Below are 13,572 nucleotides of genomic sequence, written 5' to 3' on the forward strand. Positions count from 1 at the left end.
GCGTATCTCCTTTACTTCACAGATAGGTGATGCCAGGTTTTGCCGTGCTGATGCGCGTACCGGCACTGCCCTGGACGATGGCTTCGATGTCCGAGAGTGAACCGATGACGGCGGTTTTTCCAGTCTGGCGGGCGAACTCGCAGGCGGCTTGTACCTTGGGGCCCATGGAGCCGGCGGCGAAACCGAGTTTTTCCATGTCGTCGGGGTGAGCCTGGCCAATGGCTTTCTGGGTCGGCTTGCCGAAGTCGATAAAGGCGGCGTTGACGTCGGTGGCGATCACCAGCAAATCGGCGTCCAGTTGCGCGGCCAGCAGGGATGAACACAGGTCTTTGTCGATCACCGCCTCAATGCCGCGCAGCTTGCCGTCCTCGCCGTACATCGTCGGGATGCCGCCGCCACCGGCGCAGATCACGATGGCGCTTTTTTCCAGCAGCCACTTGATCGGGCGGATTTCAAAGATGCGTTTGGGGCGCGGGCTGGCGACCACGCGGCGGTATTTATCGCCGTCCGGGGCGATGGCCCAGCCTTTTTCGGCGGCGAGTTTCTCGGCTTCGGCTTTGGCGTACACCGGGCCGATGGGTTTGGTCGGGTTCTGGAAAGCCGGGTCGTTGGCGTCCACTTCCACCTGGGTCAGCAAGGTGGCGAACGGCACTTCGAAGTCCAGCAGGTTGCCCAATTCCTGTTCGATGATGTAGCCGATCATGCCTTCTGTTTCGGCGCCCAGCACGTCCAGTGGGTAGGGCGACACGCTGGTGTAGGCCGCCGCCTGCAACGACAGCAGGCCGACTTGCGGGCCATTGCCGTGGGCGATCACCAATTCGTTGCCGGGGTGGATCTTGGCGATCTGTTCGGTGGCGATTCGGATGTTGGCGCGTTGGTTGTCCGCGGTCATGGGTTCACCACGGCGGAGCAGGGCGTTGCCGCCCAGGGCTACGACGATGCGCATAATGCAATCCTTCTAGAATTCAGCAGGGTCTTTGAGCGAAGCGCAATTCATGTGGGAGCCGGGCTTGCCCGCGATGGCATCACCCTGATGTTCCTGAGAAACCGAGGTGTCCGCATCGCAGGCAAGCCAGCTCCCACATTGATCGAGTCCCCACTCAAGATTTAGATATCCGCCAGCGCCGACACCAGAATCGCCTTAATGGTGTGCATGCGGTTTTCCGCTTGCTCAAAGGCGATGTTGGCCGGCGACTCGAACACCTCTTCGGTCACTTCCACGCCATTGGCCAGGTTCGGGTAGCGCGCGGCGATGTCCTTGCCCACCTTGGTTTCGCTGTTATGGAACGCCGGCAGGCAATGCATGAACTTCACGCGCGGGTTGCCCGAGGCCTTCATCATTTTGGCGTTGACCTGGTACGGCAGCAGTTGCTCGATACGCTCGTCCCACGCTTCCACCGGCTCGCCCATCGACACCCAGATATCGGTGTGGATGAAGTCCACGCCTTTGACCGCCTCTTTCGGGTCCTCAGTGATGGTGATACGCGCGCCGCTTTCTTCGGCAAACGCCTGGCACTGCTTGATGAAATCCTCGTGTGGCCACAGGGCTTTCGGCGCGCCGATGCGCACGTCCATGCCCAGCTTGGCGCCGATCATCAGCAACGAATTGCCCATGTTGTAACGCGCATCCCCGAGGTAGGCGTAGCTGATGTCATGCAGCGGCTTGTCGCTGTGTTCGCGCATGGTCAGGGTGTCGGCGATCATTTGGGTCGGGTGGAATTCGGCGGTCAGGCCGTTGAACACCGGCACACCGGCGAACTTGGCCAGCTCTTCGACGATTTCCTGTTCAAAGCCACGGTACTCGATGGCGTCGAACATGCGGCCCAGGACGCGGGCGGTGTCTTTCATGCTTTCTTTGTGGCCGATCTGCGACGACACCGGGTCGATGTAGGTGACGTGGGCGCCTTGGTCGTGAGCCGCCACTTCGAACGCGCAACGGGTGCGGGTCGAGGTTTTTTCGAAGATCAGCGCGATATTTTTGCCCTGCAGGTGTGGGCGCTCGGTGCCGGTGTATTTGGCGCGCTTGAGGTCGCGGGACAGGTCCAGCAGGTAGTGCAGCTCGCGGGTGGTGTGGTGCATCAGCGAGAGCAGGCTGCGATTGCGCATATTAAAAGCCATGGTGGATCTCCTTCTGTTTAGGTTATCCCCTTGGCCGGCGCCTCATGAGCGGCGGCCAAGGTTTGAAAGTTAGTAGTCGATTGGGTCGCGGATGATCGGGCAGGTCATGCAGTGGCCGCCGCCACGGCCGCGACCGAGTTCACCGGCGCTGATGGTGATGACCTCAACACCGGCCTTGCGCAGCAGGGTGTTGGTGTAGGTGTTGCGGTCGTAGCCGATCACCACGCCGGGCTCCACGGCCACCACGTTGTTGCCGTCGTCCCACTGCTCGCGCTCGGCGGCGAAGCTGTTGCCGCCGGTCTCGACCACACGCAGCGCCTTGAGGTTGAGGGCTGCGGCGACGGTTTCGAGGAAGTTGGTTTTCTCCCGCTGGATATCGATGCCGTGTGGCTTGCTTTCATCCGGGCGCAGGGTGAAAGGGATGATCTGGTTGACCACTTCCGGGAAGACGGTGACCAGGTCGCGGTCGCAGAAGCTGAACACCGTGTCCAGGTGCATCGCCGCTCGGGATTTGGGCAGGCCGGCAACGATCACGCGTTCCACGGCTTTGTTTTTGAACAGGTTGCGCGCCAGTTGGCCGATGGCCTGGTGGGACGAGCGTTCACCCATGCCGATCAACACCACGCCATTGCCAATCGGCATGACGTCGCCACCTTCCAGCGTGGCGGCTCCATGCTCCTGGTCGGGGTCGCCGTACCAGATCTGAAAGTCGGCGTTGGTGAACTCGGGATGGAATTTGTAGATGGCCGAGGTCAGCAGGGTTTCCTGGCGTCGCGCTGGCCAGTACATCGGGTTCAGCGTCACGCCGCCGTAGATCCAGCAGGTGGTGTCGCGGGTGAACTGGGTGTTGGGCAGCGGCGGCAGAATGAAGCTTGCGTGGCCAAGGAAATCGCGGAACATCTCGATGGTCTTGCCACCGAAGCTGCTCGGCAGGTCATCGGCCGACACGCCACCGATCAGGTACTCGCTGATTTTGCGCGGCTCAAGGCTGCGCAGCCAGGAACTGACTTCATCGACCAGGCCAAGGCCCACTGTGTTTGGGGTGATCTTGCGTTCCAGAATCCAGTCCAGCGCTTCGGGGATGGCAACGATGTCGGTCAGCAGGTTGTGCATTTCCAGCACATCGATATCCCGCTCGCGCATCTTGGTGACGAAGTCGAAGTGGTCGCGCTTGGCCTGGGCCACCCACAGCACGTCATCGAACAGCAGTTCATCGCAGTTGTTGGGGGTCAGCCGCTGGTGGGCCAAACCTGGGGAGCACACCATGACTTTACGCAGTTTGCCGGCTTCGGAATGTACGCCGTACTTCACTTTTTCCGTGGTCATTACAGATCCTCCAGTAGAAAACACTTACAGAGTCAGGAAGCCGTCGTAGAGGCCGTAGGCAGCCACCAGGGCGCCCACGACGACTGCGGCGAAAATCAGCTTCTCGACGTTGGTGAAAATCGGTTTGCCCAGTTCATGCTTGGCCTTGGCGAACAGGATCACGCCAGGGGCATAGAGCAGGGCGGAAAGCAGCAGGTATTTGACGCCGCCGGCGTAGAGCAGCCAGACCGCGTAGATCAGCGCGATGGCACCGATGAACAGGTCTTTCTTGCGTTCGCGCAGGGCGTTTTCGTAGGTCTCGCCGCGCACCGCCAGCAGCAGCGCGTAGGCCGCTGACCACAGGTAAGGCACCAGGATCATCGAGGTGGCGAGGTAGATCAGCGAGAGGTAAGTGCTGGCCGAGAACAGCGTGATCACCAGGAAAATCTGCACCATCGCGTTGGTCAGCCACAGGGCATTGGCCGGCACATGGTTGGCGTTCTCGCGGCGCAGAAACGCCGGCATGGTGTGGTCTTTGGCGGCGGCGAACATGATCTCCGCACACAGCAGCACCCACGACAGCAGGGCGCCTAGCAGCGAAATGATCAAGCCGACGCTGATCAGCACCGCGCCCCAGTGGCCGACCACATGCTCAAGCACGGCGGCCATCGACGGGTTCTGCAGCTTGGCCAGCTCCGGCTGGGTCATGATCCCCAAAGACAGCACGTTCACCAGCATCAGGAACAGCAGCACGGTGATAAAACCGATCACCGTGGCCTTGCCGACGTCGGAGCGTTTTTCCGCCCGCGACGAGAAGATGCTCGCGCCTTCGATGCCGATGAACACCCACACGGTGACCAGCATCATGTTGCGCACCTGGTTCATCACACTGCCCAGGTCCGGGTTTTTCACGCCCCAGATGTCAGCGGTGAAGATGTCCAGCTTGAACGCGAACAGCGCGATCAGCACAAACAGCACCAGCGGCACGACCTTGGCGACGGTGGTCACCAGGTTGATAAACGCCGCTTCCTTGATCCCGCGCAGCACCAGAAAGTGCACGGCCCACAGCAACACCGACGCGCCAATCACCGCGGCCGGGGTGTTGCCTTCGCCAAAGATCGGAAAGAAGTACCCGAGGGTGCTGAACAGCAACACGAAGTAACCGACGTTGCCCAGCCACGCGCTGATCCAGTAACCCCAGGCCGACGAGAAACCCATGTAATCGCCGAAACCGGCCTTGGCGTAGGCGTACACGCCGCCGTCGAGGTCGGGCTTGCGGTTGGCCAGGGTCTGGAACACGAAGGCGAGGGTCAGCATGCCGATGGCGGTAATTACCCAACCGATCAACACCGCACCTACATCGGCGCTGGCGGCCATGTTTTGCGGCAGTGAGAAGATCCCGCCGCCAATCATTGAGCCCACGACCAGCGCAACCAGCGCGCCTAGTCGAAGTTTTCCGGGAGATTCAGACATTGCATGACTCCAATGCAGGAGAAGAGAGACCACAGAATAATTCCGTGCGCTAATCAAACAGCTGACTCAGATCACTTCATTGGCACATTCCATTGTGAATTAATGACTTAGGGTTAAGATTCCCGGGCGATAGTGTTCCTCGCAAAGTCGCGTCCCAGAGCGGCTCTGCGTTGTGGTTAATTATTTAGTGCGTTCAGGCGGACTTTTGAAGCTAGCCCCTTTTGCTGAATGTGCAAACTTTTTCGGGACGGGCTGCCAAATAACCGAGGGCTGGCAAAGTGCCTGCCTATTTAAATTCTAAATAAACCTAAACTATATAAACTGTCATGCCATTACGTTATGAGCTTGACGGTTTTATCGCTGTCTTTAATAAACGCTACACTCGCTGAATTAATTAGTTGAGTGCACGGTCGTCAGCTCAATTGTTAGTTATTCAGGAGTGTTCATGTCGCAACCGGCCCAAAAACTCAAACTCAGTGCGCTGATCGCGCTGGTGGTGGGCTCAATGATTGGCGGGGGGATTTTCTCCTTGCCGCAGAACATGGCGGCGCGCGCTGAAGTGGGCGCCATATTGATTGGCTGGGCGATCACCGCCGTGGGCATGCTGACGTTGGCCTTCGTGTTCCAGACCCTGGCCAACCGCAAGCCCGAACTGGATTCCGGGGTGTATGCCTACGCCAAGGCCGGTTTTGGCGACTACATGGGGTTCTCGTCGGCCTGGGGTTACTGGATCAGCGCGTGGATGGGCAATGTCGGTTACTTCGTGTTGCTGTTCAGCACCCTCGGCTACTTTTTCCCGGTGTTCGGCCAGGGCAATACGCCGGTCGCCATCGCCTGCGCCTCGCTGTTGTTGTGGGCCGTGCATGTTCTGGTGATGCGCGGGATTAAGGAGGCGGCCTTCATCAACCAGATCACCACCGTGGCGAAGATCGTGCCGCTGCTGATGTTTATCGTGATCGCCGGTGTGGCGTTCAAGGCGGATATCTTCACCCGTGACATCTGGGGCCTGGGCAACCCGCAAGTCGGCAGCGTAGTTGATCAAGTGCGCAACATGATGCTGGTCACCGTGTTTGTGTTCATCGGCATCGAAGGCGCCAGCGTGTATTCGGCGCGGGCCGAGAAACGCTCGGACGTCGGCCGGGCCACGGTGATCGGCTTTCTTGGGGTCTTGGCACTGCTGGTGCTGGTGAATGTGTTGTCCTTGGGAATCATGAGCCAGCCGGAATTGGCGCAGTTGCAAAACCCGTCCCTGGCGGGCGTGCTGGAACATATCGTCGGCCCTTGGGGCGCGATGGCGATCAGCATTGGCCTGGCCGTGTCCTTGCTTGGCGCCTTGCTGTCCTGGGCGTTGCTGTGCGCGGAAATTCTTTATGCCACTGCCCATGACAAGACCATGCCGGCCTTCCTGAAAAAGGAAAACGCCAACCAGGTGCCGGTTAACGCACTGTGGCTGACCAATGTGATGATCCAGATCTTTCTGGTGATCACGCTGTTTTCCCACAGCACCTACACCACACTGATCTACCTGGCCTCGTCGATGATTCTGGTGCCGTACCTGTGGTCGGCGGCCTATGCGGTGCTGTTGAGTGCACGTGGCGAAACCTACGAAGGCGCCCGCCGCCAGCGCATGAAAGATTTGCTGGTGGGCCTGATTGCCCTGGCGTATGCCGTGTGGCTGCTTTATGCCGGCGGCTTGAAATACCTGCTGTTGTCGGCGCTGCTGTATGCGCCCGGTGTGATTCTGTTCGCCCTGGCCAAGCGCGAGCAGGGCCAGCGGTTGTTCACCTCTGTGGAAAAAGGCATTTTCAGCTGCGTTGTCGCCGGCGCAGGGTTGGCGGCGTATGGCTTGTATGGCGGGGTATTGTCGTTGTGAGACTGGCGTATCAGCCGCCCTATGACTGGGCGGCGATGCTGGGCTTTTTGTCCCTGCGTGCGATCACTGGGCTGGAAAGTGTCGAGGCGGGTGTGTATCGGCGCAGCATCAGTGTTGACGGGTGCCACGGCTGGATCAGCGTTGCGCCGGGCGCGGGCGATTGGTTGGAAGTCGGCGTGGAGGTTTCTGACGCGGCGGCGCTTGCTGAGATTGCGCGGCGCTTGAGAGCCATGTTCGACCTGGACGCCCAGCCCGGGTTGATCAATGCGCAATTGGCCGCCGACCCGTTGATGGCGCAGCTGGTGGCGGCGCGTCCGGGCCTTCGCGTGCCGGGCGCGTGGGACGGTCTGGAACTGGCGATTCGCGCGGTATTGGGCCAGCAGATCACGGTGGTGGCAGCCATTCGCCTGGCGGGCAAACTGGTGGCGCAGTATGGCCAGCCACTGGCAACCCCACACGCGGGTATCACCCACCTGTTCCCGACGCCGGAGGTGTTGGCGCAGGCGGATCTGGCGACGTTGGGCATGCCCAAGGCGCGGGGCCGCACGTTGTCCGGTGTGGCTCAGGCGTTGCTGGATGACCCGCAGTTGTTTGAGCCCAAAGCCAGTCTCAACGACGGCGTGGCCCGGCTGGTGGCCTTGTCGGGGATTGGTGACTGGACCGCGCAGTACATCGCCATGCGTCAGTTGCGTGAGCCGGATGCGTTTGCGTCGGGGGATATTGGGTTGATCAACGCGTTGGCGGCATTGGAAGGCGGGCCGGTTTCGGCGCGCCAGTTATGGGTGCGGGCTGAGGCGTGGCGGCCGTGGAGGGCGTATGCGGCGCAGCATTTGTGGGCGTCGCTGCAACGGGCGGATTGATGGCGTCTATTAGGGCCCCTTCGCGGGCAAGCCCGCTCCCACATTTTGACCGCATTCCAAAGGATGTACTCGGTAAAGTGTGGGAGCGGGCTTGCCCGCGAAGGCGGTCTTCAGGTCACCACTGAGCCCGATGCGAGCCCAATTCCCCCGCCGGCAAATCCCACTGCAACGGCGTGCCGCTGAGGGTGACCGGTGCCAGCAACCGATGGGCCTGACCCCATGCCGTCTGTTCCACCACCAACCCCTGGTCACTCGGCTCTTCAGCCCGTAACGCCGGCTGCTCCGGCACCTGTCCGGCTTCCACCAGCAACTTCGCGGTGCGCGCCAATGACAACCGCGCCGAGCCGCCACGCCCGGATTTCAAGCGTTCGCTTAGCGCCTGGATCGCGCTGGCTGCCATCAAATACCCGGTGGCATGATCCAGCGCCTGCAATGGCAGTGGCACCGGCTTATCCGACTGCTTCCAGGCCATGCCCGCGTCGGCAATCCCGCTGCTCATCTGCACCAGGCTGTCGAAGCCGCGGCGATTGCGCCACGGGCCGCTCCAGCCGTAGGCATTGAGGCTTACGTCGATCAGGCCGGGGGCGAGGGTCTGCAGTTCTGCGGCGGTGTAACCCAGTTGTTCAAGGGCATCGGCGCGGTAACCGTGAAACAGAATGTCGGCGTCCTTGAGCAGGTCTTCAAACACCTGTCGGCCTTCGGGGCTCTTCAAGTCGAGGCGTGCGCAGCGTTTACCCAGGGTCATTTCCGGCACCACGCCGGGTTCGTTCCAGCTCGGCGAGTCGATGCGCAGCACGTCGGCGCCGAGCCCGGCGAAGAAGCGACTGGCCACGGGGCCGGCCAATACACGTGTCAGGTCCAGTACCTTGATGCCCGTCAGTGGGCGCGCCACCGAGCCGAGCCAGGGTTTGTCGGTGGGGGTGTCGAAGGTCTGGCGCTGCACCAACTTCTCGGCATTCACCGCCAACCCTTGAGGATGGGTTTGCCAGGCCTGCCACGTACGCATCTGCGCTGCACAGCCGCCGACATCGACGATCGCCTGTTCCAGCTCGGCAGCGTTCCACGTCGCAACTTTTGCGGCCATTTCGGCGCGGTCATTGACCTTGCCCAAGACCTGCTCGGCGGCGGTGCGATGATGCGGGGCGTTGGTGTGCAGGCGAATCCAGCCATCGGCGCAGGCATAGTCGCCGGCGACCGGGTCCCACAGCGGCGGCGTTTCCCAGCCCACGGGGCGAATCGAGGACGAAAACCAGAAGGAGGCGAGGCGACGGTCCACACTGACACTGGGCAAACGCCCGGTCTGTTGGTGGATAAGGTGAGCCACGGCCTGACCGGCTGCGCCAAGGCTGGCGCTGGCCAGTTCGGTGACGGCGAAGGTCGAGGGCAGGGCGCCAGCCTCCGTGAAGGTCAGCGGGGTTTGCGGCAGATCGAGTGCGGCTTGGATGGGAGTCAGCAGGTCAGTCATCAAAGGCCCTCCATTAGAGAAGGGCCACTATAGAAGATCCTCACACCGGTGTGACAACTCCCGGTTCCAGCGGCAGGTCGATGCTGGCGATGAAACCTCCGTCGGGGTGATTGGCCAGGATCAGGCTGCCGCCATGGCGTTCCGCCGCGCGCCGGGCAATCGCCAGACCCAGGCCGTGGCCTTGGGCAGCCTGGCCGGGCGCGCGGTAAAACGGTTCGCCCAATTGGCTGAGGTGTTCGGCTTCGACGCCGGGGCCGTGGTCACGCACGCTGATCAGAATGCGCTCGCCGTGGCGCCGGGCGTGCAACTCGATCGGTTGTCCCTGTGGGTTGAAGCGCTGGGCGTTGCGCAGCAGGTTATCCACGGCGCGCTCGATCATGGTCGGCCAGCCCTTGAGCGTCAGATCGGGCTCGGCGTTCAGTTGCACCACCTGGTCGGGCGCGCCGAGCTGGGCGTCCTTTTGCAGGCTCTTGAGCAGCGGGTTGAGGTCGACTTCTTCGGCGCTCGCGTTGTCGGCATCGACGCGGGCCAAGACCAGGATTTCGCTGATCAGGGCTTCCAGACGATCACACTCGCGGGTCAGGCGTGGCCAGAGTCGTTCGCGTTCTTCGGGGCTGGCGCGTTCGGCCAAGGCCAAGGCAATGCGCAGCCGGGCGAGCGGCGAGCGCAACTCGTGGGACACGTCGCGCAGTAACTGGCGCTGGCTGCCGATCAAGCTTTGTAAACGCGCGCCCATGCGGTTGAAATCAGTGGCCAGCACGCCGAACTCATCGCGGCGGTTGGCCAATTTCGCCAGGCTGTTTTGCTGATAGGTGGCCTGGCCGAGGTCATGCACCGCGCCGCGCAGGCGGCTGAGCGGGCGGGTGATGGACAGCGTCACCAGCAGGCTGAACAGGGTCAGCACCACCAGCGCAATCGCCAGCGCGCTCAACGGCCACGTCAGGCTGTTTCGGTGCCATTCGTCCAGTTCCGGGTGCGGAATGCGGTAGATCAGCAGGTAGGTGTCGCCGGTTTTTTCACTGGTGTACTCGGCGGTCAGGCGGCGCCACGGCAGGTGGCCGTCCTGGTTGTCATTTTGCCGGGCCTCGAAGGCGGCGGCGCGCCGGGGGAACGTACCGCGCACCACCGGCTCGCCGCTCTCATTGAGCACTTGCACGTCGATGTGGTACTGGCGTTTGCGTTGTTGCAGCAAATCCTGAGCGGCGTCCTCGCCCTGGGCTTCGTAGAGTTGCGTCCACTCCTGCGGCAGGTTGTTGAGGCCGGGGTGGCGGCTGAGAATCCAGGCGTCCTGGTTGAGCATGTGCCCAAGCAGGATCGACAGCCCGGCAACCAAGGCGATGGCCAGCCAGAAACTGGCCAGGATGCGCCAGAACAATGAACGCACAGGAAACCCTCAAGCAGGAAAAGCCCAGCGGCGCGAGCCACTGGGCTGGGGTGGTAAAGCTAGAGCATTATTGCGCTTTTTTCGGCTGCTGGGCTTTCCAGGCCTGGAATTCCTTCCACTCGGCGCGGCGCTCGGCTTGTTTCTTGACGATCTCGTCGAATTTCTTCTGTTGATCGGGCTTGAGCACGGCGCGGATGTCGGCCTGGGTTTTCTGCTTGGCGGCCGCCATTTCGTTTTTCATGGCTTGCTGGTCAGCGGCTGGCAGTTTGTCCAGGTACTTGCGCACGATCTCTTTGCGGCCGTGCCATTGTTCGCCCATCAGCTTGCCGATTTGCTCGCGCTGTTCGCGGCTCAGGTCGAGTTGGCTGAACGGGCCGCCTTTGCCACGCGGACCGTGTTCACCACCGGGGCCCGGGCCACCCATCATGTGGCCTTCAGGGCCGCCCATCGGGCCTGGGCCTTCTGGCGCGGCGGCCATGGCAACGGTTGGCAGGGCAGCGGCGAACATCAAAGCGATAAGGGTCTTGCGCATGGTGATTCTCCTGTCTCTATTCCGGTGAGTCCGGATGTGAGTAGGTTACTCAGATCAAGGTCAGCGGCGGTCAGGTGTGGGTAAAGCTTGGGTAAAGAGGGGTTTGGTGGGGGCTGACAAAACTTGGGGCGGGGTTGGGGTGGGGTGGGGGTTGGGTACATATCCGTTGCTGCGGTAACGGCGGCTGGCGGTTCCGCTCTTACAGCGGGTCACTTTTGGCAAACGCCCCAAAAGTAACCAAAAGGTCTTTGCCCCACCACTCGGTGCCTCGCCTGGGCTCGGCATTCCCTCACTCCGGCTTGAATCCGTGGGCCGCCGCGACGGGCCATCCATGGCCCAACGCGGCTAACCCGGCGTCCTGCCGGGTTACCCACGGATTCAAGCCTGCGTTCGGCCAGCGTGGTTGACGGGGCCTGTCAGATCAAAAGCAAGATCAAGAGCACGGCGGCCTGAAAGCCGACCTGAGTGGTAGAAGCAAAAGCGGATCAAAAGCACAGCAACACCACATCTGTCTGATGCACAGATATCCAAATGTGGGAGCGGGCTTGCCCGCGAATGCGGTGTGTCAGTTAGCTCATGTGTCACTGGCACACCGCCTTCGCGAGCAAGCCCGCTCCCACATTTGATTGAGTTCAGCTTCAAGGATCAGGTCGGCTGTCAGGCCGCCTCGGCTTCTGCTTTTGATCTAACCACTCAGGTCGGCTACTAGGCCGCCGTGCTTTGCTTTTGATCTTGATCTGCTTTTGATTTTGATCTTAGGCGCCCCGTTAAACCACGCTGGCCTCACGCAGGTTTTGGAGCGTGGGTAAACCGGCAGGACGCCGGTTTAGCCGTGTTGGGCCATGGATGGCCCATCGCGGCGGCCCACGCTCCAAAGCCTGCGTGAGGGTACATCGAAGCGTGAGCGAGGTGCCGAGTGGTGGGGCAAGAGCCTTTTGGTTACTTTTGGGCTCTTTTCAAAAGTGACCCGCCGTAAGGGCGGAACCCAAAGCGGCCATCACCCAAATAACGGATATACACCCACCCCAAAAGCCCAACCCCCATACCACTCAAAGGCTGTAATAATACCCGCGACTACGCAACGCCATGATCCGCGGTCGGCCATCCGGGTGTGGGCCGATCTTTTTACGCAAGTTGCTCACGTGCATATCCAGGCTGCGATCGTAGAGGGTCAACTTACGCCCCAGCGCGATCTGCGCCAGTTCCTGTTTATCCAGCGGCTCACCCGGCTGGCGCAGCAAGGCTTCAAGCAGGCGACTCTCAGACACGGTGAGAGCAAACTCCTGCTCATCGATGGTCACCACCCCACGCACCGGGCTGAAGCACAGGTCGCCCAGTTCCAGCTGAGTAGATACCGCCGCCGGATGACTACGGCGCAATACGGCGCGCAAGCGGGCAGTCAGTTCGCGCGGGTCGCAGGGCTTGGCCAGGTAATCGTCGGCGCCCAGCTCCAGGCCGAGGATGCGATCCAGCGGCTCGCCCCGTGCCGAAAGCATCAGCACCGGCAATTCCGGATGGTCGTTGCGCAATTGCTTGAGCAGCTCCAGGCCGCTGCCGTCGGGCAGCATCACATCGAGCACCACCGCCGCAGGGGCGCTGTCGGCCAAGGCTTTACGCGCGCTCAAGCCGTCGTGGCAGGCACGCACCTGGAAACCTTCCTGGCTCAGCCAACTGGTCAGCAGCTCACAGAGCTCCTGGTCATCATCTATCAGTAACAGCTCGCTCATGACTCACTCAATTTAGCCATTGTCGACGGCGACGGTGCCCACCGCTGGCGAAAATCCCGCACAGCAGGGCGATCAGTGCGACGGCCCCACCGGTGACAAACCACTGTTGTTGCTCGGTCAGCCAGCGGGTCAAGGCGCCGCCTTGTGATTCTTTGAGTTGCTGGGCCAGGCGTTGGTTCTCTTGGCGCAAGCGATTCAGTTGGGCACTTTCGCGGGCAGTGTCTGCGCTTTGCAGTTGCTTGCTCAGTTCTTCACGCAGCCGTTCGCTTTCTTTCAAACGTTGCTGCAACTCGGTGATCTGGCTGGCGGCACTCACGGACAGGGGCGTGGAACTGCCGGTGCTCGAGGTTTCTTCAGCGTGGGCCGTAGCCCCGATCGTTAACACTGCCAACAGACACAACTGAGGTAAGCGCATCGGAACTCCTGATTCCACACGAATATTCAGAACGTTGTCGGCAGGTTACCGAGAATAATGAGCCATTAGGAGCGCGCCGAACCGATTAGGTTCGGCCCGGCTTTATTAAACAAAGCGGGTTCAAGGCAGGACTTGCTTGAACGGCTTGATCACCACATCGGCGTAGACGCCTGCTGCTACATACGGGTCGGCCTTGGCCCAGGCTTGGGCGTCGGCCAACGAGGCGAACTCGGCGACGATCAGGCTGCCGGTGAAACCGGCGTCGCCCGGGTCGTTGCTGTCCACTGCCGGGTGTGGGCCGGCCAGCACGATGCGGCCTTCGGCTTGCAGCTTTTTCAGGCGTTCGACGTGGGCCGGGCGCACGGACAGGCGTTTTTCCAGCGAGTTGGCAACGTCGGTAGCAATGATGGCGTAGAGCAT

At 61.4% G+C, this 13,572-nt stretch carries 12 protein-coding genes; 2 read left to right on the forward strand and 10 right to left on the reverse strand.

Features of this window, described 5'->3' with window-relative positions:
- Nucleotides 1-16: 16 nt before the first annotated feature.
- The 4 genes from arcC to arcD (ACM530_RS16525) all read right to left on the reverse strand — a co-directional run bounded on the left by arcC (nucleotide 17) and on the right by arcD (ACM530_RS16525) (nucleotide 4,896).
- Entirely contained in the window at nucleotides 17-946 is a 930-nt protein-coding gene (gene arcC, locus ACM530_RS16510; RefSeq protein ID WP_416362692.1) for a carbamate kinase, read from the reverse strand.
- A 161-nt stretch (nucleotides 947-1,107) separates the two neighbouring features.
- The gene (locus tag ACM530_RS16515) at nucleotides 1,108-2,118 is read right to left on the reverse strand and encodes an ornithine carbamoyltransferase (protein WP_027605559.1); all 1,011 of its coding nucleotides are present in this window, start codon (nucleotides 2,116-2,118) and stop codon (nucleotides 1,108-1,110) included.
- Nucleotides 2,119-2,187: 69 nt separating this feature from the next.
- Nucleotides 2,188-3,444, reverse strand: coding sequence for an arginine deiminase (arcA, locus tag ACM530_RS16520; RefSeq protein WP_145165326.1), 1,257 nt, complete (start codon nucleotides 3,442-3,444; stop codon nucleotides 2,188-2,190).
- Nucleotides 3,445-3,468: 24 nt separating this feature from the next.
- Entirely contained in the window at nucleotides 3,469-4,896 is a 1,428-nt protein-coding gene (gene arcD / locus ACM530_RS16525; RefSeq protein WP_242199993.1) for an arginine-ornithine antiporter, read from the reverse strand.
- Nucleotides 4,897-5,341: 445 nt separating this feature from the next.
- Here arcD (ACM530_RS16525) and arcD (ACM530_RS16530) point away from each other — a divergent pair, with 445 nt between their 5' ends.
- Entirely contained in the window at nucleotides 5,342-6,769 is a 1,428-nt protein-coding gene (gene arcD, locus ACM530_RS16530) for an arginine-ornithine antiporter (protein WP_369302081.1), read from the forward strand.
- Complete coding sequence (locus tag ACM530_RS16535; RefSeq protein WP_416362693.1) at nucleotides 6,766-7,629, forward strand: DNA-3-methyladenine glycosylase family protein; 864 nt, start codon at nucleotides 6,766-6,768, stop codon at nucleotides 7,627-7,629. The genes arcD (ACM530_RS16530) and ACM530_RS16535 overlap by 4 nt, the downstream gene beginning before the upstream one ends.
- Before the next feature lie 115 nt (nucleotides 7,630-7,744).
- Here ACM530_RS16535 and ACM530_RS16540 read toward each other — a convergent pair whose 3' ends face one another.
- From ACM530_RS16540 to ACM530_RS16565, 6 genes are all read right to left on the reverse strand, one after another.
- Nucleotides 7,745-9,094, reverse strand: a complete 1,350-nt coding sequence (locus tag ACM530_RS16540) for a CoA transferase (RefSeq protein ID WP_416362694.1) — start codon at nucleotides 9,092-9,094, stop codon at nucleotides 7,745-7,747.
- A gap of 40 nt (nucleotides 9,095-9,134) precedes the next feature.
- Nucleotides 9,135-10,478, reverse strand: a complete 1,344-nt coding sequence (locus ACM530_RS16545) for a sensor histidine kinase (RefSeq protein WP_145165316.1) — start codon at nucleotides 10,476-10,478, stop codon at nucleotides 9,135-9,137.
- A gap of 67 nt (nucleotides 10,479-10,545) precedes the next feature.
- Nucleotides 10,546-11,010: an LTXXQ domain protein gene (locus tag ACM530_RS16550; RefSeq protein WP_145165314.1), complete on the reverse strand. Its 465-nt coding sequence runs from the start codon at nucleotides 11,008-11,010 to the stop codon at nucleotides 10,546-10,548.
- 1,049 nt (nucleotides 11,011-12,059) lie between these two features.
- Nucleotides 12,060-12,737, reverse strand: coding sequence for a response regulator transcription factor (locus ACM530_RS16555; RefSeq protein ID WP_145159562.1), 678 nt, complete (start codon nucleotides 12,735-12,737; stop codon nucleotides 12,060-12,062).
- A 7-nt stretch (nucleotides 12,738-12,744) separates the two neighbouring features.
- Nucleotides 12,745-13,152, reverse strand: a complete 408-nt coding sequence (locus tag ACM530_RS16560) for a translation initiation factor 2 (protein WP_416362695.1) — start codon at nucleotides 13,150-13,152, stop codon at nucleotides 12,745-12,747.
- 120 nt (nucleotides 13,153-13,272) lie between these two features.
- Complete coding sequence (locus ACM530_RS16565) at nucleotides 13,273-13,572, reverse strand: YciI family protein (RefSeq protein WP_262210396.1); 300 nt, start codon at nucleotides 13,570-13,572, stop codon at nucleotides 13,273-13,275.

Source organism: Pseudomonas sp. NFX183, from assembly GCF_047943075.1.
In the GTDB taxonomy this organism is placed as follows: domain Bacteria; phylum Pseudomonadota; class Gammaproteobacteria; order Pseudomonadales; family Pseudomonadaceae; genus Aquipseudomonas.